The organism is Kaistia algarum (assembly GCF_026343945.1).
GTDB classification, from domain to species: Bacteria; Pseudomonadota; Alphaproteobacteria; order Rhizobiales; family Kaistiaceae; genus Kaistia; species Kaistia algarum.
On record NZ_JAPKNJ010000003.1, the window covers coordinates 222,104 to 241,610 of the forward strand.

Consider the following 19,507-nt stretch of genomic DNA (forward strand, 5'->3'; position numbering starts at 1 on the left):
CTTGGGCCGGCGGCTGAACGGGTAAGCCAAGGGCTGTTTGGCGCGCCTCAGAAGGGCACTGCCGATCGCTTTGCCCCGATGCGGCGCAAAGCTCGGCCGTCAGGGGGTCTGGTCGTAGATCCGGTCGCCCTGCTCGTCGATGATCTGTTGGCCCTTCATCACGATCAGCGTCACCGCGTCGTCGCGGCTCGCATGTTTGTCGACGCGGATGAAACGATAGGATTTCGTGACACCGTTCACGTCCTTCTCGATGAACCCGGCAACCTGGAACTGGCCGCCGACGGCCATCGGCGCCGGGCGGATGCGGTGACCCCGATATTCGGTCGCCTCATCGATCGTCTCGGCGCTGCCGCCCTTGCTTCCGAAGAGCTTGCTCAAGAAACCGGCCATCGGCGTTCTCCTGTTGTCGTCATGGAGGGCGAAACTAGCCAAGACAGGCCGCGCGCGCCATCCCGCCGAGTTCAATCACCGAGATCGAGGTCGGCGAGACGCAGCCTGAACTCCGAGGGCGCAAAGGCCGGCACCACGAGGTCGTCCGCGCCCCAGGGCGTGATCGAGCCGTAGCGTTGGTCCACGGGGTCGCGGTGGACGTGGATCCTCTTCTCGATCGCATCGATGACCCAGAGTTCGCGCAGTCCGAAATGGGCATAGACGAGCGCCTTAGGCCCGAGGTCGTAGCCGAGAGACGAGTCCGAGATTTCGACGGCGAGGAGGACATTGTCCGGTGCCAGTCGTGGGATTCGGACCGTGCGTGGAAACACCAGGACGTCGGGCTCGAGGAATGTATCGTCCGAAAGGCGGAAGGTCGTTTCCGGAATGAGGCCGACATCCTTGTGTTGGATGCCGCCCCATCGGTCGAGCAGCGCAAACTTCAGCGTCTCGTGGCGGCCGCCTTTCGCATTCATCGGAACGAGCTCTCCCCCGAGCAGCTCGATGCGCTCGTCCTCGCGGATCAGGCCGATCTCGCCCATGCGCTCGACTTCCTTCACGGTGAAGGTGCGGCGAGGGAGATCATCGGTGCCAGTGAGCGCGCGCATGTTCATAGGGCTATCCTAACGAAAAAAGGCCGCTCTTTCGAGCGGCCTTTCGGTGACGGGTCTGGAGGTGACTTCAGTTGTCCAGGAAGCTCCGCAGCTTCCTTGACCGGCTCGGGTGCTTAAGTTTCCGCAGAGCCTTCGCCTCGATCTGGCGGATGCGCTCGCGTGTCACGCTGAATTGCTGGCCGACTTCTTCCAGCGTGTGATCGGTGTTCATGCCGATGCCGAAGCGCATTCTGAGCACGCGCTCCTCGCGGGGCGTCAGCGAGGCGAGGACGCGGGTCGTCGTCTCGCGCAGGTTCGACTGGATCGCGGCGTCGATGGGCAGGATCGCCATCTTGTCCTCGATAAAGTCACCCAGATGCGAATCCTCCTCGTCGCCGATCGGCGTCTCGAGACTGATCGGTTCCTTGGCGATCTTCAGGACCTTGCGGACCTTTTCGAGCGGCATGGCGAGCTTTTCGGCCAGCTCTTCCGGCGTCGGCTCGCGTCCGATCTCGTGCAGCATCTGGCGCGAGGTGCGGACGATCTTGTTGATCGTCTCGATCATGTGCACCGGGATGCGGATCGTGCGGGCCTGGTCGGCGATCGAGCGGGTGATCGCCTGGCGGATCCACCAAGTCGCATAGGTCGAGAACTTGTAGCCGCGGCGATACTCGAACTTATCGACCGCCTTCATCAGGCCGATATTGCCTTCCTGGATGAGATCCAGGAACTGCAGCCCGCGGTTGGTGTATTTCTTGGCGATCGAGATGACGAGGCGCAGATTGGCCTCGACCATTTCCTTCTTGGCCTGACGGGCTTCTTTCTCGCCCTTTTGGACCATGTGGACGATGCGGCGATACTCGATGATCTCGAGGCCGGTCTCGGTCGCGAGGTTCTGGATCTCGCCGCGCAGCTCGCGGATCTTGTCCTTGCCGTTGGAGACAAAGTCCTTCCAGCCGCGGCCGCCAAGATTGGCCACCCGGCGCAGCCAGTTCGGATCGAGCTCCGAGCCCTGATATTCGCGCAGGAATTCCTCGCGCGACACGCGGTAGCTCTCGGCCAGCCGCAGCAGCCTGCCTTCCGAACTGACGAGGCTCTTGTTGATCGTGTAGAGCTGCTCGACCAGCGAATCGATGCGATTCTGGTTGAGCGAGAGCGACTTGACCTCGAGGATCAGGTCGTCCTTCAGCTTCTTGTAGCGGCGCTCCTGGCTGGGCGAGAGCGTCTCGTTCTTGAGGCGACCCTCGACTAGCTGGTCTTGCAGGCGGCGCAGCTTCTTGTAGTTCTCGGCGACGTTCTCGAAGGTCTCGACGACCTTCGGCTTCAGCTCGGCCTCCATGGCGGCGAGCGACATGTTATTTTCCATGTCGTCTTCGTCGTCGGCATCGCCTTCGGTCGGAACCGGCGGTTCGACCTCCTCGGCGGCCTCCTCGAATTCGGCGCCGCCCGGGCCGGCGATCGGGGCGTTCTTGGCGTCCGGACCGGCATAGGTCGCTTCGAGATCGATGATGTCGCGCAGCAGGATCTTGCCCTCGGCAAGCTCCTCCTTCCAGATGATGATCGCCTGGAAGGTGAGGGGGCTCTCGCACAGGCCCGCGATCATCGTCTCGCGGCCGGCCTCGATGCGCTTGGCGATGGCGATTTCGCCTTCGCGCGACAGAAGTTCGACCGAACCCATCTCGCGCAGATACATGCGCACGGGATCGTCGGTGCGGTCCGTCGGCTCGCGCGCGGTCGTCGTCTTGGCAACGGCGGTGCCGGTTGATTCGGCAAGCTCGCCTGCCTCTTCCTCGGCGTCGGCCGGGGTTTCTTCCTCGGTCTCGACCTCGTCGGCCTCGATCACATTGATGCCCATTTCGGAGAGCATCGAGAGGATATCCTCGATCTGCTCCGAACCGACCTGCTCCGACGGAAGAACGGAATTGAGCTCGTCATAGGTGACAAAGCCGCGCTTCTTGGCGACCTTGATCATCCGCTTGACGGCGGCATCCGAGAGGTCCAGAAGCGGGCCGTCCTGGGGTTCGGCCGCCTCTTGAGCCTCTTCGTTCTCCTGAACCTTCGTCGCCATGCTCTTCTCCGTATTGACGGTGGCAGCGCGCCAGACTTCCTGTCCGTCCGTCGCGTCCCGCCGCCGCCGATCCCATTTCGCCCGGCACCGAGGCTGGTACCGAATCGTCTGTATGAACTAGACTTTTCCTATTAAGGTCCGCCTAACCATCTAATGCCTTCGCGGCCTAGACGGATTTAAGAAGCCTGCCCGAACTCGCTCCAAATCCTTCGATCAGAGCTTCCGTGCCTTCGCTGTTCGCTAATTGGTTCTGGATGTCGAGAAAATGAGCCAGATTGGCATCGCTTCCGTCGGAGGCAAGCGCAGCCTCGGCATCCTTGAGTTCCTTATGTAAAGTGCGCGCCTTCCTATGCAAGGTCAGTGCCTGAATCCATCCGTCTAGCGCGTCTCCGTCGGAGGCTGCCGCTCCCGCCTGCCATATGCTGCTGCGCTGGATCTGAAGTTCCAGCCGGTCCAGCAATTCGCCCGCTCCCGCACCGGCGAGCCGGTGCCGCAGAGCCTCCGCCTCGATATGCGGCTCATCGGCCGCAATCTCTAGAATTTGCGAACGAAGAGAGTCAAGTTCGCGATTCGCAAGCTCGATTTCGGCGAAGGCCGCGAAATGCTCCGCAATCAGCGCGGGATGGTTGACCATGGTCATGACGAGGACGATCTCGCGCGGTCCCGGCAGGGGTCGGCTCTTGGTCTGCTGCAGGGTTTGCGAGACCTGAACCGGCTTGGTGCGGAAGGTCGGGACATAGTGCGGCGCGTCCGGCGCATCCTGCCGGCCGACGCGACCCGGCGCGCGAGGCCGGCCGCCCGGGCCGCGCGCGGCGGCGGCGGGTGCGAACAGGCTCCGCAGCCGCTCGGATAGCGCCTGCTCATAATGGCGCCGCACCGTCTCGTCGCCGACGCTTCGCGCGATCTCGCGGATGCGGGCTTCGAAGGCGGCGCGACGCTCGGGCGTTTCAAAGCCGCCTTTTTCGGTTTCGCGGATCCAGATCATGTCAACGAGCGGGCGCGCTGCATCGAGCACGGATTTCATCGCGTCGCGCCCGGCATTGCGGATCAGATCGTCCGGGTCCTGGCCTTCCGGCAGCAGGGCGAAGCGCACGCTGCGGCCCGGCGTCAGATGGGGCATGGCGAGATCGGCGGCGCGAAACGCAGCCCTAAGGCCCGCCTTGTCGCCGTCGAAGCACAGGATCGGCTCCGGCGTCATCCGCCAGAGCAGGGCGAGCTGATGTTCGGTAAGCGCGGTGCCGAGCGGCGCGACCGTATGGCCGAAGCCCGCCGTCACCATGGCGATCACGTCGACATAGCCTTCGACGACGACCAGCGTGCCGGCGCCTTGAGCTGCCTTGCGCGCTTCAAAGCCGTTGTAGAGGAGGTCGCCTTTCTTGAAGAGCGCGGTCTCCGGCGAGTTCAGATATTTCGCCTGCGCATCGGCCGAGAGCGCCCGTCCCCCAAAGGCGACGATGCGGCCGCGAAAATCCGTGATCGGGAACATGACGCGGTCGCGAAAGCGATCGAAGGAGACGGGAATGTCCTCCCCGGCGATCAGAAGCCCCGCCGCGACCATGTCGTCATGCGGAACGCCTTTGCCGGCGAGATATTCCTTGAGTGCGTTGCGTCCCGACTTGGCATAGCCGAGGCGGAATCGGCGCTGCACCTCGGGGCCGAGCGCCCGGCCGGCGAGATAGCCACGCGCCGCCGCGCCCTCGCGCGATTGCAGGCTCTGCTCGAAATAGGTGGCGGCAAGCTCCATCACCTCATGCAGCGACGCACGGCGCTTTTCCTCTGCCTCGGACCGCTCGTCGCGCGCCGGCATGGCAAGGCCCGCCTCGCCGGCAAGCCGTTCCACCGCCTCGGGGAAGGAGAGGCCTTCGAGCTCGGTCAGGAAGGTGAAATGATCGCCGGAAGCGCCGCAGCCGAAGCAGTAATAGCGGCCCTTGCGGTCATCGGCATGGAAGGAGGGCGACTTCTCGCCATGGAACGGGCAGCAGGCCCAGAAATCCCCCTTCGCCGGCTGCGACTTGCGCCGATCCCACGAAACCCTCCGCCCAACGACGGACGAGAGCGGAAGGCGCGCTCGGATGTCGTCAAGGAAGGAAGGCGGGAAGCGCATGCTGGGGTCTCTATCAGAAGACCGAGCATATTACCGGTCGGCATCGCGAGCGGCAAAGAAATAGCGTCCGGCCGCTTCGGCCAGGCGAGCATTCCCGGGCGCCGACCGCCTACTGCTTATGCCGTCAGCCCGGCCTTCACGGCAGCGCTGGCCTTGGAGAAATCCATCTGGCCGGCGTGGCGGGTCTTCAGCTCGGCCATGACCTTGCCCATGTCCTTGATGCCGTTCGCGCCGATATCGGCGATGACGGCGGCGATCGCGGCCTTGGCTTCTTCTTCCGAAAGCTGCTTCGGCAGATAGGCTTCGATGATGGCGATCTCGGCGCGCTCCTGCTCGGCGAGTTCGGCGCGGCCATTGTCCTCGTAGATCTTGGCCGATTCGAGCCGCTGCTTGACCATCTTGGCGAGGAGGTCGATCAGCTCCGTATCGCTGGCCTGCCCCTGACCGGCGCCGCGTGCGGCGATGTCGCGATCCTTGATTGCCGCCGAGATCAGGCGGAGCGCTCCCGTGCGCTGCTTGTCTCTTGCCAGCGTGGCCGTCTTCAGATCGGCGCTGATCGTGTCGCGCATCGCATTGACTCCTTCAAAATCGGCCGCACCATAGGAGCGTCACCGTCTCTGTTCAAGCGCCTATCAGCTAAACGATTGAAAATGCTTGTTTTTGCTCGTCGCGGGTCGGCTTGACGGCGAAGCTGCCTTCTCCTAGTTTCCGCCGCAACCCAAGGCGGAGAACTTTTCCGGTTCTGCCGCGCTTTGTCGTGCGCGGTTTTGCGCCTCAGGGCGCTCCCGCCGAACCGCATGGATGTCCGATGATTGATGACCTTCCGAACGCCGATGCAGCCTGGGCCGAGCCGAAGCCGACCGCGCTGCTGATCCTCGCCGATGGAACGGTGATCGAGGGCCAGGGCATTGGCGCGATCGGCCATGCCGTGGGCGAAGTCTGCTTCAACACGGCGATGACTGGCTACCAGGAGATACTGACCGACCCCTCCTATGCCGGGCAGATCATCACCTTCACCTTCCCGCATATCGGCAATGTCGGCACGAATGACGAGGATATCGAGACCGTCAACATGGCCTCGGCCTCCGGCGTGCGCGGCTGCGTTCTGAAGACCGACATCACCAGCCCGTCCAATTATCGCGCGCTGAAGGGCTTCGATTTCTGGCTGAAGGCTCGTGGCATCATCGGCATCACCGGGGTCGACACGCGGGCGCTGACGGCCCTGATCCGCGAGAAGGGCATGCCGAACGCGGTGATCGCCCATTCGCCGGACGGGAATTTCGATGCGGCGTTGCTTGGTGCCGAGGCGTCGGCCTGGCCCGGCCTTGTCGGCATGGACCTGGCAAAGGACGTGACGACTGGCCAGACCTTCCGCTGGGACGAGACCACCTGGGCCTGGAATGAGGGCTATGGCCGGCAGGAGCGGTCGGCACACAAGGTCGTCGCCGTCGACTACGGCATCAAGCGCAACATCTTGCGCCTGCTGACCGAAGCGGGCTGCGAGGTCACGGTGCTGCCGGCGACGGCGACCGGCGAGGAGATCCTCGCTCACAAGCCTGACGGTGTTTTCCTCTCCAATGGTCCTGGTGATCCGGCGGCCACCGGCGAATATGCCGTGCCCGCAATTCGCGACGTGATCGCGGCCGATGTGCCGCTGTTCGGCATCTGCCTCGGTCACCAGATGCTTGGCATCGCGCTCGGCGGCGAAACGACGAAGATGCATCAGGGCCATCACGGCGCCAATCATCCCGTCAAGGACATGACGACCGGCAAGGTAGAGATCACCTCTATGAACCACGGCTTTGCCGTGGATACGGGCTCGCTGCCGGACAGTGTCGAGGAGACGCATGTCTCGCTGTTCGACGGGTCGAATTGCGGCCTGAAGGTCAAGGACAAGCCGATCTTCTCGGTCCAGTACCATCCCGAAGCGTCACCCGGTCCGCGCGACAGCCATTATCTGTTCACGCGCTTCGTCAATCTGATGCGCGAGCGCAAGGGCGAGGCGCCTCTGCCTGAGCAGAGCTGACGCGCGGAGGCTTTGTCGAAGCATTCGGCCGGCTGCATCCTACGAATGCGGGACGAACTGGGGCGAGTGTCCGCTCCGGGGACGTCGGCGTTCCGGGCTTCTCATCGCCGTTGAACCACTCCATATGTCGGACGTTGACGCCGTGCCGATGCCGGGCACGACTTTCATAGGCGCGGCCGGCTGGAGACTCTTCATTGGCAGAAATCGTCGTCATCCTGAATGCGCGGGCCGGCACGATCCGCGATCGTCAGCCAGGCGATGTCGAGCGGATCGCTCGGGAGGCTTTCGTCGGCCATAGCGAGACGATCTCCGTCGATCTGGTCGAGGGCGACAAGTTCCTCAAGGCAATCGACAAGGCGGCCGACCGCAAGGTCGACACGCTGATCGTCGGTGGCGGTGACGGTTCGGTCGGCTATGCGGCGCGCAAGCTCAACGGCAGCGATACCGTGCTTGGGGTACTGCCGCTGGGGACGATGAACCTTCTCGCCCGCAGCCTCGGAATGCCGGCGGATCTGGAGCCGGCACTGGCCGCGCTGGCTTCTGCCGATACGAAGCGCATCGACCTCGCCAGCGTCAACGGAAGGATCTTTCACACACTCGCGGGGCTCGGCTATTTCGCGGAAGTCGCCCGGGCGCGGGCGCAGGTTCGCGAGGATGTCAGCCTGCCATTCTCGCGCTACATCGCTGCCGCGCGGGCGAGCTTCCGGGCCTTCACGCGGCCGGGCGTCTTGAACCTCACGATCGAGACCGAAGCCGGCAAGCGCGACATCTCCACCTATGCGCTGATCGTGTCCAACAACCGCCTATCCGAAACCGGCTTCGATCGGGCCCGGCTCGACGAGGGGTTGCTGGAAGCGCATTTTGCGGAAGGCGAGGGGTTGTCACCGCGCTTCGAGGCTGCGATCGACATTCTTGCCGGCCGGTGGCGGGAGAATCCTGCGATCAATACCGTCGATGCGCCGCGCATCACGGTCCTCAGCCATCGCTCGCGTCTCTGGCTGTCGGTTGATGGCGAACTGGTGCGCGCCCAGACGCCGCTCGTCTTCGAGGTGCTGCCGGGCGCGCTCGCCGTGCTGGTGCCGAAGTCGGACGCAGCCTGAGACGCCCGGCGGGCGCCGGATCGGGCGCCCGCCTTGTTCGTGGCTATTTCGGCTCGATTGCATAGACGATCGTGGCATTGGCGCCGATTTCCTGCGTCCCGCCCATCACGGGCGTCGCGGCCATGTCCTTCATGGCCATGGCGGCGCGGAATACCGGCTGCGGGCCGCCATTGTCATTGGCGCTGACCGACTGGACGGCGCCGAGCTTCACGCCCGCTGCTGCCGCCATTAGCTCAGCCTTGCGGCGCGCTTCGACGATCGCGGCCTTGATGGCCTCATCGCGCAGTGCATCGGCCTTGCCGATCTCGAAGGTGATGCCGTTGACGGAGTTGGCGCCGGCCGCGATGACCTTGTCGAGCAAGGGCCCCGACGCAGCGAGGTCACGGATCTTGACCGTGAGCTGGTTCGAAACGCGATAGCCGGTGATCTTCGACTGGCCGTCGGCCGTGCGCGAAGCGTCGGAATAGACCGGCTCGACGAAGAGGCCCGTGGTCGCGACATCCTTCTTGTCGACGCCGGCATCGGTGATCGATTTGACGACGGCGGTCATGTCCGCGGCGTTGGCCGACAGCGCCTCCTTGGCGCTCGCCGCTTCCGAGACGACGCCGAGCGTGACGACGGCGATGTCGGGCGCCGCGCTTGCCGATCCATTGCCGAATGCGGTCAGTGTCGGCACGGACGGGACGGTCTGTGCCATCGCCGGACCCGCCAGGGCGAGGGCGAGCACGCTTGTCGCGAGGGCGGCCCGCAGAAGCGGCCGGGAAGCGAAGAATTGGGCAGTAGTAAGCTGTCGCATTTTAGCGTTTCCTTGCTTCGGGAATAATGTAGGCCGGAGCATTGATGGGATAATCTCGCATTGCGACGGTACTGCGGCTAGAGCGTGAACGGGCTGGGTCAGCCCGGCTCCGAGGGGGGCGGAATGAGGGGTAAGCGTGTCGTGATCGTCGGCGCGGGCTTTGCCGGGCTCGAGGCGGCGAAGCGCCTGGGCCGGACGGAAGCTCGCGTGGTGGTGATCGACCAGCGCAACCATCATCTATTCCAGCCCTTGCTCTATCAGGTCGGAACGGCGCTTCTGGCCACGTCCGAGATCGCCTGGCCGATTCGGCACCTGTTGCGACGGCACAGGAATGTCCAGACGCTGCTCGGGACGGTCGTCGGTATCGACAAGGCGGCACGGCGGGTCCAGCTCGAAGACGGGACTTCTTTCCCCTACGACTATCTCGTCCTCGCCACCGGGGCGCGCCACGCCTATTTCGGTCATGACGGCTGGGAGCGCTTTGCTCCCGGCCTGAAGACGCTCGAAGATGCGACGACGATCCGGCGGCGTATCCTGACGGCGTTCGAGCTGGCGGAGCGCGAGCCCCATGGGCAGATGCGCGAGAAGCTCCTGACCTTCGCCATCGTTGGCGGCGGGCCGACCGGCGTCGAGCTCGCCGGGACGATTGCCGAACTCGCGCATCACACACTGCCGGGCGATTTCCGCGCCTTCGATCCGCGCAAGGCTGCCGTCGTCCTGATAGAGGCGGGCCCCCGGGTGTTGCCGTCGTTCCGCGAGGGACTCTCCGCCTATGCAAAGCGGGCGCTGGAGCGGCTCGGCGTCGAGGTGCGAACCGGCGCGGCGGTGACCGAGGTCGATGCCGACGGCGTCACGCTCGGCTCGGAGCGCATCGAGGCGGCGACCGTCATCTGGGCCGCCGGTGTGCAGGCGTCCCCGGCCGCCGACTGGCTTGGCGCTCCCAAGGACCGCGCGGGGCGCGCGAACGTCGAGCCTGATCTATCCGTCCCGGGTCATCCGGAAATCTTCGTCATCGGTGACACTGCCATGATCCTGTCCGATGGCAAGGCCGTTCCGGGCGTTGCGCCGGCCGCCAAGCAGCAGGGCCGGCATGTGGCCGAGATCATCAGGGGTCGCCTCGATGGCGACAACCAGGTGCACCGCTTCCATTATCGCGACCAGGGCAGCCTCGCCACGATCGGCAGGCGTGCGGCAATAGCAGATTTCGGCTGGATCCGCCTCAAGGGCGGCCTCGCCTGGTGGCTCTGGGGCATCGCCCATATCTTCTTCCTGATCGGCGTGCGCAACCGCGTGGCGGTCGCGCTCAGTTGGCTCTGGATCCACACCAGCGGCAGCCGTGGCGCCCGCCTCATAACGCAGCGCGATCCTGATCATCCCGAGCCATGAGGCCGATCAGGCGGGTCGACAAGGAAACGCAAAAACGCTAGGCACAGTCCCCGAAGGGCCTATAGCTCAATGGTTAGAGCCGACCGCTCATAACGGTCTGGTTCCAGGTTCGAGTCCTGGTGGGCCCACCAACCTCTCCCGCCGTCACCGTCTCTGCGGATACCGCGGAGGTTGTGCCGCGATTTCAATGGCATGCTGCAGTCGCCCTGTTATCTTCGCCTGTTTGCGACCCGGTTTCCGACCCCAATCTGGCGACGAATCGGGCCCCGTCTGTGGCCGGCATTCCGTGGTTTCCGCATCGACGGATGCCGCGCCGATAGCGTCCGGCAACTCGAACAGATCGCGGGCGAGCAGGAGCGTCGGCGCCGTGCCGGGACGGTCAAGCCCAAGGCTGTTCCGGTCGTTGCCCCGGCACCGCGGGACCGCGGCCATCGCCCCGGCACGCTGTTCATCCGGGAATATGCCGGCGAGATGCATCGGGTGTGCGTCACCGGCGACGGCTTCGAGTGGCAGGGAGCGGTCTATCGGCCGCTCTCGGAGATCGCTCGGCTCATCACCGGCACGAGCTGGAGCGGTCCCCGGTCCTTGGTCCCAGGGATAGCACCCAGTAGGCATCCGGGTCGACAAAGCCAAACCCGAACCGGAGCGCCAGGGGAGGGGGCGGCGATGAGCGTTGCCTCGGCATCAAGGTCGCGCCGTTCTGAGCAGCGCGCAGGCCTGACCTCCAGCGGAGCCACCCCAAATGCACAGAGGCTACTCCGCTGCGCGGTCTATACGAGCGTCTCGACCGAGCATGGGCTCGACATGGAATTCAACTCCCTCGATGCCCAACGCGAGGACTGCGAGGCCTATATCAAGAGCCAGCGCCATGAAAGATGGTCCTGCCTGCCGGCCGCCTATAATGACGGCGGCTTCTCCGGCGGATCGCTCGATCGTCCGGACATGCAGCGACTGATGGCGGATATTCGCGCCGGAGCGCTCGACATCGTCGTCGTCTACAAGGTCGATCGCCTGTCGCGATCGCTCGCCGACTTTGCCAAGCTCGTCGAGCTCTTCGACGCCCATAGCGTCTCGTTCGTCTCGGTGACGCAGGCGTTCAACCCGACCAGCAGCATGGGGCGGCTGACGCTCAACGTGCTGCTGTCCTTCGCCCAGTTCGAGCGCGAGGTCAGCGGCGAGCGGATCCGCGACAAGATCGCGGCCTCCAAACGCAAGGGCATTCGCATGGGCGGGCCGTTTCCGCTCGGCTATGGGCAACGTCTGCTCTGCGCCCCCAAATCAGTCATTTCGTCGTGAAAGCCAACGGGCGCCATCAGTCTGATCAGGGAGAGCGCACCACCCATCGGGTCCGAGGGCAATGCCTGGTTAGGCCGAGGGGCCGGTTCGTGGGGTCGACGTCGGCTCTCGGTTCTTGGGGAGTTCCCGTTCTCCTGCTGAATGACGCCCGCGACGGACGCTGGAGCAACGGAGGCAGCGCAGAGTGGGGCGGCGAGGGGGTGGTATGCCGGGAGGCGGGAAAGCCTCTTCGATCCGAAAAGGCCAGCCCCGCGGCGGGGCTGGCCAGATATCGTGGACCTGTGGACCTCAGCTCAGTTCGCTGCGCAGCCATCCGGCGCAGGCTTGCCCGCAACACGATCCCTGATCCACGGCATGTAGAAGGGCACCGAGACCGTGGGCGTGGTGAAATGGTTCTGATCGCCTGGAAGCTGGATGCGCGTGACGTTGCCGCCGAGCGCGCAGATCTTCGTGCGATAGTACGCGCCCATCACCGGCGGCATGGCCGTGTCCTTGTCCCCGTAAAGGATCAGCACTGGAGCGATCGGCTTCACCGTGTTGTCGACCGAACCCGCGACGATCGCGTTGGCCCAGGCTACTGCGTTCTGCGGCTCCGGCCGCATCAGTGACTTGTAGTTCTGGCCGTAATTGAAGTTGATCGTATCGCTCGCGACATGCACGCACTTGTTGGCGAAGGTCTCATCAAGGGCCTTTGCGCCATCATCGGTGAAGACGTCGCTGAGCTTGAGTTTGTCAGGGAACGCGGCCTGCGTGCCCCACAAATTCATCGCCATATGCGCGAATTCGAAGCTGTTGACCGACCAGGCCGCCGCGAAATCATGGATCATCTTGGTTGCACCGGCTTCGTCGAGCTTATCCGGGGCGTACATGGCAAGGTCCGGCATCGCCATGGCGACGAGGCCGACAAGATCGATACCGTCATAAGCGGTACCCTGCTTGGCGACATAGTCGCCCTGCGACGCGCCGAGTGTCGAGCCGGCACCCTGCGACCAGCCGATCATGACGGTCGTCTTGCCGGCGCCGGTCTCGGTCATCGAGCCGGCGGCACGAGCCGCGTTGATCGCGTCGCGGCCATTCGTCTTTGCGACGGCATACTGGTGACGGCCGCCACCGCCCAGGCCCTGATAGTCGGTGCCGACGACGACATAGCCTTCCTTGATGAATTCCTCGACGTTCGGCAGGCCGTAGTCGGTCCAGGAGTTGCCGTTCACGAGGTAGTACTCGTTGAGCAGACGTGCCGGATTCTCGACCTGCGAAGGTCCGCAGCTCTGGGCGTTGCCGGTCGTTCCATGCGACCAGATGATCATCGGACGGCCGCCGGCGGGCGCCTCGCCCGTCGGGGCGACCACGAGGCCGGTCGAGATCGTCGGTACGTCGTTGAGGTCGGAGGAGATGTAGGCGATCCGCCAGGCCTGTGCCCCTGCGATCGGCGTATCGATCTTTTCCTGCTTGATGATCTGCCCGAGCTTGCCGTCGGGCTTCATCTTCATGACGTCCTGGTAGAACGGAGGAACGGCAACGTCGGAGCCCGGCTGATCCGCCATGGCAGCGACGGGAGCGAGGGCGAGTGCGGTCAGCAGGGCTGCCGTTGCGGTGCAGGATTTCAGGGACATAGGTCTGCCTCTTGGAGGTGGTGGCGATTTACTTTTCGGAAAACAGGAGCGTCATTCTGCGGCCATCCCCTCTACATCGTGGGTCTGGTGTCACCGGGCAGACGTTGCCTGGCAGGTCGATCGGGTTGTCTTGACCTATAATATATTATTAGTTATGTCAGGTCATTACATTGAGATGTTCGGCATCTCAGCAGGGTTCTGTCCTTTCGCGATGGCGAACAGTTCATTGCCGATCATTCGCGCTGTAATTGAATACAACACTGACAATTAAAATATCCTAAGCTTTGAACGTGCCGCGCGGCTGGCCCCCCCTGCGTTCTGCAATGATCGCGACCTGGGCCGAACCGAAATCTCACGACTTCGGGCAAGACCTCCCCGATGTCACCTTGGCCCATGCGTCGGCGCATGAGGTCCTAGAGGACCACGGCAAAGTGTTGTGCTGATGGGCCGCGATGACCGATGGCGCGCCATTTCAGTACGGAACTGTGAACGCCGTTCGCCGCTGATTGCCTTCAGGAGGCGGCGACGAAGGTTTGAAGCAGTTCCGATTTCGCCACCCATAAGGCGACTTCGTCATCCGCGACCTCGACGCGCTGAGCGAAAGCGCGCAGGTGACCCCGCCGATGGCCGCCCCCTTCCATCCGAAGATTGCTGCGCGCCGCCTCGGACAACGTGTCGATCATATCGGCCTGATAGACTGGTTGCCGGCATTGTCGAGCGTCGCGTCGTACGGGTCAGGGTGGCATGAACTTGTGCCCCCTATTCCCGTCGTCACGGGTGAACATGCGGCGTTCATCGACGTAGGTCGCGATGGCCTTGACGCCCTTCGGGCCGGAAATGCCGTCTACTGATTTCCCGATCCCTCGAAGAGGGCGATCATCCTGCCGGTATGATACGAGCCCCAGATCTCCTCGTTCACTCAGGCCTCGCTGTGGCAGCTCCTGATGAATTTCCGAGCCATCTACAGGCAAGAGCGTTCGTTCGGCGATTATCCAGCGGCCGTGACGCTTTCCGAGTTCCCAGTGGTTCACCACGGCGCGGTGCTGTCGACAACGAATGGAGTTGGCTCGGTTTTGGACGGCGGGCGGCCCGCGTCCATCTCCAAGCGATAGCGGTCTTGCTGGCAGGACACAGAATAGCGGCGGTGACCACTTGCCGCCAGACATTCACGAGAAAGGTGATCTAGAGCAGCTTTCGGGCGGCGACGAATGCACCCCGAGCGACCACAATGGGATCGGGCGCAGAACGGCGGCTGTTTCCCCGACGTTAAAACCTCCAGCTTCAACTTTTCGAGATGGTCCCGGAATCGACCACACGTCCAAACTCAGTTCGATCTTGAGCTGCTCTGCGCCTCTTCCAGCCGGGGCAATCTAGCGGAAAACTCCAGCTCCAAACGATCCAGTTCTCAGGGGGCCGAGCAACACCGATTGCTGGCGTCGGTCGCGGGCGGGGGTAACCCCGAACAGCCGTCCATATTCGCGCGTGAATTGGGGGACGCTCTCATAGCCGACCCTATAGGCGGCGTTGCTGATCGGTTCGCCCGCCGACAGCATCAGGCGCCTCGCCTCGATCAGTCTGAGCTTCTTCTGGAACTGCAAGGGCGTCAGGGAGGTGATGGCGCGGAAGTGCTCATGGAATGCAGAGAGGCCCATTCCTGCAGCGCTCGCCAGCTCTTCGACCCGCAGCGGCGCGGCGAGCTGCGAGCGGATGAGGTTGACGGCGCGGGCGATGCGTTGCGCGTGGCTGCCGGGGAGCCCCAGCGCGCGGACGGCGCCTCCGTGGCGGCCGGACAGCAGCCAGAAATGCAGCTCGCGCAGCAGCTGTGTCTCGAGAATCGGGATCGTCGCCGGCCTGTCCACGAGTTTGAGCAAGCGCAGCGCCGCGTCGGCGACCTCGCTCTCCGTCGGGTCGACCCGGATCGGGATGCCGGCCAGAAAGGGCGCCGCGCCCATTTCCGTGACCAGCTCAGCCACCACGGCTGCATCGATCTCGAAAACGATGGAGATGTACGGCCTGGCGAGACTTGCCTCGGTGATCTGGCTGACCGTCGGCACGTCTGCGGTGATCAGAAGGGACTCGCCGGGATGCAGATCGAAGGTGCTGGCGCCCATAGCCACATGTTTGCGGCCCTGCAGCACGAGGGCCACAAGCGGCCGGTTGATCGCATATTGGATCGCCGTCGGCATCGTCTCCCGCACCACGGCAAGCCCGGGCACGGGCGTCATGGCCACGCCGTGTTCGTCGGCATGGGCTTCGGCGAAGCGAATGGCTTTGGAGAGCAGCGTCTCTGTCATGGCCTCACGCTATCCTGCAGCGCGACCGCATTCAATCGTCTCGGACTATCAGGCAAGGAATGGCCAGCATCCGGCAACTTTGCCGGCCGCGGATGCGCGATTGCTTCTCCAGCCAAATCGCTGAACAAGGAGCAAGCGAATGACCACCATCTCGATCGTCACCGGCGGCAGCCGCGGACTGGGTCGCAACACCGCCATCAGCATCGCGCGTCATGGCGGCGATGTGATCCTCACCTATCGAAACGGCGCAGCAAACGCGGAGTCCGCCGTGGCCGAGATCGAGGCGCTCGGCCGCAAGGCGGTGGCCCTGCAACTCGATACCAGCATCGTTGCCAGCTTCCCGGACTTCGTCGACGCCGTCCGCTCCACGCTACGCGACGTCTGGGGTCGTGAGACCTTCGACCACCTCGTCAACAATGCCGGCCACGGCGAAATGGCCAGCTTCGCTGAAACCACCGAGGCTCAATTCGACGCCCTGTTCGACGTCCACGTCAAGGGCGTCTACTTCCTCACCCAGGCGCTGCTGCCGCTGATCGTGGATGGCGGACGCATCGTCAACTTCTCCAGCGGCCTCACCCGTGCCAGCTATCCCGGCTTTTCGGCCTATTCCGCCGCTAAGGGCGCCGTGGAGATCCTGACGCTCTACATGGCGAAGGAACTGGGGAGCCGCGGCATCACTGCGAACAGCGTCGCGCCCGGGGCGATCGAAACCGACTTCCTCGGCGGCGCCGTCCGCGACACGCCGGCCTATAACGAGGCCTTTGCGAGCATCATCGCGCTCGGCCGCGTGGGCCTGCCGGATGATGTCGGCCCCGCTGTTGCGAGCCTGCTCGGTTCCGACAACCGCTGGGTGACCGCGCAGCGCATCGAGGTGTCGGGCGGCCAGAATATCTAGGCCGCCACCGCTGAGCCCGGCGCGGGACGGCCTGTCGTGCCGCGCCGGTTCGCTGCGGCCTACCTGCTCTGAGCGGGAGAGTGTCGTCCATCCGGTCGTCTGCAGAGACTTGAACTCCGCCTCTAGGTCGTACGCGGCCTGAAAGTTGCTGCAGGTGGCGCGCACCGTGCCGCGCGATCGGCTGCCATGCCGCTTGGTCGCGAAGCCTGCCGTCAGCCTCATCAGCGCAGTAGGCCGTCCAGGTCGAAATCGTCCCAGCCTTTCAGCGGCGTCTTCGGCCGGCCGCCACTGCCCTCAGCCTTCGCGTTGTCCGCCAGCTTGCCGGCCTTCTTGAGCGCTGCCTTCTGCCTGCCGCGCCGGCGGTTCTCGGCCGCCGCCACCGCGTCCTCCTCGCGCCAAATGTCGGGCAGGTTGCGGTCGAGGATGTCCTCGATGTGGCGTGGCTCGAAGACATGGAAGGTGATCTTCCGCGCGCGGCCGCGCAGCTTTACCGTCCGGGTACCGGCGCTCTGCAGCCGACCATCCTTCAGCCAGCGGTGGCGCTCGGCCGTCTTGATGGAAAGGATGTCCTCGATCTCGCGCGGGACGATCGGCAGATCCTCGATGCAGGACAGGGTTCGGGTGACGATGGCGGCCGTAGTCGCGTGAAGGTCGTGATCGTCTTCCGGCACGCGCAGCACGAGTGCGCCGGATTCCACGTCGACTAGTTTCCGCTCGATAAACGACAGCTGCGCCCGCACCTCGAGCAGGATGCCCCGCGTCCGGACAGCAGATCCCAACGTGGCCGCTGTCGACAAAGGCCAACGCTGGACAAGGCGGGTGGGGGCTTTGGGCTTGGACGAGCGCGGCATGGCCCTAAAGTGGCGATACAGATTGCCCCGTTCAACCAGATAAGCGGCGCCCCGTGTCATGCGAGAGCCTCTTCCGGCATGGACAACTTAGGGAGGAGGCCACGCCAACACCCGAGCCATCCAGATGCTGTTCGGTCGCTCGCAGCGCGGGAACGAAGTGCGGTATCGGGGGTGCTTAGAGGATGGATTGCTCTTAGCCGAGCGAACTGAATCTGAACTCGAACGGGCACCCGCGTTAGGGGGCCCGCTTCAACGATTGCAGTTGAGGCGATGTCGGCACTCGCGTCGATGTCCGAAAGTCCGCTGTCCGCCGTTCGGCGCCCAGCAGCGGACGGTCTGACGTCGGCGTCCATTCCGCTGTTGCGTTGGTGATGGGCACCTCCTGCGGCGTTGACCGGCTGGGGATAGGAAGGACTGGCAGGATCTGGCGCTCACCTAGGGCGCCTCCCGGAGTCGATAGTGCGGGCAATAGGCGGTTTGGACGGATTGCATGCTCGAGAAGCTCGGCTAGGTTACAGATGGTAGACAAGCTAATTGTCCGTGAGGCGAGCATGACTTCGATCGGTTCGGTGATCTGCAGGGCGCTGGTTGTGCCGGGTCTGTTGTTATCGGCGGGAACTGCGATGGCGGCGAAGAGCGATGATGGTTTCGCAGCGTTCTGGACGCAGTTTAGGGCGGCGGTCGCCAAGAGTGACCAAAAAGCCGTATCGCAGATGATCAAGTTCCCCGTCCTTTACATTGACGAACGGCAAGAAAGCGACTTCCCGGTGATCTGGAAGGGCGCCTTCGGAAAGGCGCAGCGCGCGTGTCTTACCAAGCAGAACCCGGTCAAAGACACCTACGAGGGCACTGTCAGCTATTCCGCCTTCTGCGGCTCGCTCATCTACTCTTTTGGCAAGGACGGAGCTGGCTGGAAGTTGACGGACTTTGGCGAAAACGACTGATCGCCCGACTGTCTGGGCTGCAGATAGCGTGTCCAGCAGCGATGAGGAGCAGAACAGCTGCAATCGGCACAGCGGGAGGGAAGACCGGCCAGTCCGCTTCGGGCCTCCATTCCGCCTCCTCCATACGTTGCCGCCAACGTCAGCATTGCCCCTCGTCCCGGACATCTTGGCAAACTTTGCCTTCGCCGGAGAGCGGACGGTTCGCTGAAGCGAAGCCCTTGGCGTCGTCGCGTCCTCATTGTTGCCGTCCAGGTCCGCTGGGCGGAATCGTGAAAGCTGCCATTCTCCGTAGCCAGACTGGAGGTCGCGACGTTGACGCGCACCGCGGCTCCTTGAATCGGCGTACAGCCTTGCGACCGATCAGTCGCCGGCGCGTTCCCTGCTCAACCGACCGAGAAGGAGATGAACCTTGGCTGACTACGAACTTCTGTACTGGTCCGCACCTTTTCGCGGTCAGTTTGTGCGGGCTGTGCTGGCCTTCGCAGGCAAAGACTGGACTGAGGGTGGGGATTCGAAAATTTCGCGGCTTATGGGTGGCCCAGTGGAAGCCATGCCCGTGCCCTTCATGGGGCCGCCGGTCCTGATCGACCACAAGGCCGACGTGGCCATCGCGGAAATGCCCGCCATCATCCTTTATCTGGGCGAAACGCTGAACCTAATGCGAGACACGCCCGAACTGCGCGCCATGACGATGAAGATCGTCAATGATGCGAACGACGTCATCGACGAAATCACGCTCAATGGTGGCGACCACATGTGGAGCGAAAAGCGCTGGGAGGAGTATAAACCCCGGCTCGCAAAGTGGATGAGCATTTGGGAAAACACGGGCCAACGTTATGGCTTGCACCAGGACGCCGGCCATATCCTGGGAGGCGAGACGGCTGGCCTTGCCGATGTCATTACCGCTACGCTCTGGACCACGATGGCCGAGCGCTTTAGCAAAATCCGCCATCTATTGGAGAGCACGGCGCCGATGACAGCGGCGCTGTGCCTGCGCGTTTCCGCGCTACCGCCCCTAGCTAAACTGTCGGAAAGGGCTCGTAACGACTATGGCGACGCTTATGCTGGCGGGCAGATTGGCGCCTCCATGGCCAAGATATTGAACGACTAGC

16 protein-coding genes, 1 tRNA gene and 2 pseudogenes are annotated in these 19,507 nt (G+C 63.9%); 9 read left to right on the forward strand and 10 right to left on the reverse strand.

Translation table 11 applies throughout. The features are described from left to right. Positions 1–99: 99 nt before the first annotated feature. The 5 genes from OSH05_RS19395 to OSH05_RS19415 form a co-directional block, all read right to left on the reverse strand. A complete protein-coding gene (locus tag OSH05_RS19395; protein WP_104218006.1) occupies positions 100–390 on the reverse strand; it encodes an HlyU family transcriptional regulator in 291 nt (96 codons plus the stop codon). A gap of 71 nt (positions 391–461) precedes the next feature. After that, positions 462–1,043, reverse strand: coding sequence for a Uma2 family endonuclease (locus OSH05_RS19400; protein WP_104218005.1), 582 nt, complete (start codon positions 1,041–1,043; stop codon positions 462–464). Positions 1,044–1,110: 67 nt separating this feature from the next. Continuing rightward, positions 1,111–3,090 (reverse strand): RNA polymerase sigma factor RpoD, encoded by a 1,980-nt coding sequence (rpoD, locus tag OSH05_RS19405; protein WP_104218004.1) that lies wholly within the window; start codon positions 3,088–3,090, stop codon positions 1,111–1,113. Between the two features lie 166 nt (positions 3,091–3,256). Then, positions 3,257–5,194, reverse strand: a complete 1,938-nt coding sequence (gene dnaG, locus OSH05_RS19410; RefSeq protein WP_104218003.1) for a DNA primase — start codon at positions 5,192–5,194, stop codon at positions 3,257–3,259. A 116-nt stretch (positions 5,195–5,310) separates the two neighbouring features. Further along, positions 5,311–5,763 (reverse strand): GatB/YqeY domain-containing protein, encoded by a 453-nt coding sequence (locus OSH05_RS19415; RefSeq protein WP_104218002.1) that lies wholly within the window; start codon positions 5,761–5,763, stop codon positions 5,311–5,313. Between the two features lie 239 nt (positions 5,764–6,002). On the opposite strand from OSH05_RS19415, the gene carA reads away from it, so the two are divergent. Both carA and OSH05_RS19425 read left to right on the forward strand, forming a co-directional pair. Beyond that, positions 6,003–7,220: a glutamine-hydrolyzing carbamoyl-phosphate synthase small subunit gene (gene carA / locus OSH05_RS19420; RefSeq protein ID WP_104218001.1), complete on the forward strand. Its 1,218-nt coding sequence runs from the start codon at positions 6,003–6,005 to the stop codon at positions 7,218–7,220. 194 nt (positions 7,221–7,414) lie between these two features. Continuing rightward, positions 7,415–8,320: a diacylglycerol/lipid kinase family protein gene (locus tag OSH05_RS19425; protein ID WP_104218000.1), complete on the forward strand. Its 906-nt coding sequence runs from the start codon at positions 7,415–7,417 to the stop codon at positions 8,318–8,320. A 43-nt stretch (positions 8,321–8,363) separates the two neighbouring features. Here the strand turns inward: OSH05_RS19425 and OSH05_RS19430 are convergent, their stop codons facing one another. Further along, positions 8,364–9,116, reverse strand: a complete 753-nt coding sequence (locus tag OSH05_RS19430; protein WP_165801507.1) for an SIMPL domain-containing protein — start codon at positions 9,114–9,116, stop codon at positions 8,364–8,366. A 123-nt stretch (positions 9,117–9,239) separates the two neighbouring features. On the opposite strand from OSH05_RS19430, the gene OSH05_RS19435 reads away from it, so the two are divergent. The 4 genes and pseudogenes from OSH05_RS19435 to OSH05_RS19445 form a co-directional block, all read left to right on the forward strand. Continuing rightward, on the forward strand, positions 9,240–10,502 hold the full coding sequence (locus tag OSH05_RS19435; RefSeq protein WP_104217999.1) for an NAD(P)/FAD-dependent oxidoreductase: 1,263 nt from the start codon (positions 9,240–9,242) through the stop codon (positions 10,500–10,502). 55 nt (positions 10,503–10,557) lie between these two features. Further along, positions 10,558–10,633: transfer RNA gene (locus OSH05_RS19440), tRNA-Ile, on the forward strand. A 61-nt stretch (positions 10,634–10,694) separates the two neighbouring features. Beyond that, a pseudogene (locus OSH05_RS25215) lies at positions 10,695–11,072 on the forward strand (DUF2924 domain-containing protein); the annotation flags it as partial. A 96-nt stretch (positions 11,073–11,168) separates the two neighbouring features. After that, positions 11,169–11,753 (forward strand): annotated as a pseudogene (locus OSH05_RS19445) (recombinase family protein); the annotation flags it as partial. Between the two features lie 338 nt (positions 11,754–12,091). On the opposite strand, the gene OSH05_RS19450 reads toward OSH05_RS19445, so the two are convergent. The 3 genes from OSH05_RS19450 to OSH05_RS19460 all read right to left on the reverse strand — a co-directional run bounded on the left by OSH05_RS19450 (position 12,092) and on the right by OSH05_RS19460 (position 15,705). After that, the gene (locus OSH05_RS19450) at positions 12,092–13,411 is read right to left on the reverse strand and encodes a lipase family protein (protein ID WP_266352828.1); all 1,320 of its coding nucleotides are present in this window, start codon (positions 13,409–13,411) and stop codon (positions 12,092–12,094) included. Positions 13,412–13,923: 512 nt separating this feature from the next. Further along, entirely contained in the window at positions 13,924–14,094 is a 171-nt protein-coding gene (locus OSH05_RS19455; protein WP_165801506.1) for a hypothetical protein, read from the reverse strand. A gap of 687 nt (positions 14,095–14,781) precedes the next feature. After that, positions 14,782–15,705 carry an AraC family transcriptional regulator gene (locus OSH05_RS19460; protein ID WP_104217996.1) on the reverse strand — a complete coding sequence of 308 codons (924 nt, stop codon included), beginning with the start codon at positions 15,703–15,705 and terminating at the stop codon, positions 14,782–14,784. Between the two features lie 139 nt (positions 15,706–15,844). Here OSH05_RS19460 and OSH05_RS19465 point away from each other — a divergent pair, with 139 nt between their 5' ends. Then, positions 15,845–16,600: an SDR family NAD(P)-dependent oxidoreductase gene (locus OSH05_RS19465; RefSeq protein WP_104217995.1), complete on the forward strand. Its 756-nt coding sequence runs from the start codon at positions 15,845–15,847 to the stop codon at positions 16,598–16,600. 221 nt (positions 16,601–16,821) lie between these two features. On the opposite strand, the gene OSH05_RS19470 is transcribed toward OSH05_RS19465, so the two are convergent. Further along, positions 16,822–17,451 (reverse strand): hypothetical protein, encoded by a 630-nt coding sequence (locus tag OSH05_RS19470; protein ID WP_104217994.1) that lies wholly within the window; start codon positions 17,449–17,451, stop codon positions 16,822–16,824. Between the two features lie 551 nt (positions 17,452–18,002). Between OSH05_RS19470 and OSH05_RS19475 the strand changes: the two genes are divergently transcribed. Both OSH05_RS19475 and OSH05_RS19480 read left to right on the forward strand, forming a co-directional pair. Continuing rightward, positions 18,003–18,395, forward strand: a complete 393-nt coding sequence (locus OSH05_RS19475; RefSeq protein ID WP_104218221.1) for a hypothetical protein — start codon at positions 18,003–18,005, stop codon at positions 18,393–18,395. Positions 18,396–18,804: 409 nt separating this feature from the next. After that, the gene (locus tag OSH05_RS19480) at positions 18,805–19,506 is read left to right on the forward strand and encodes a glutathione S-transferase (RefSeq protein ID WP_104217993.1); all 702 of its coding nucleotides are present in this window, start codon (positions 18,805–18,807) and stop codon (positions 19,504–19,506) included. Position 19,507 lies beyond the last annotated feature (1 nt).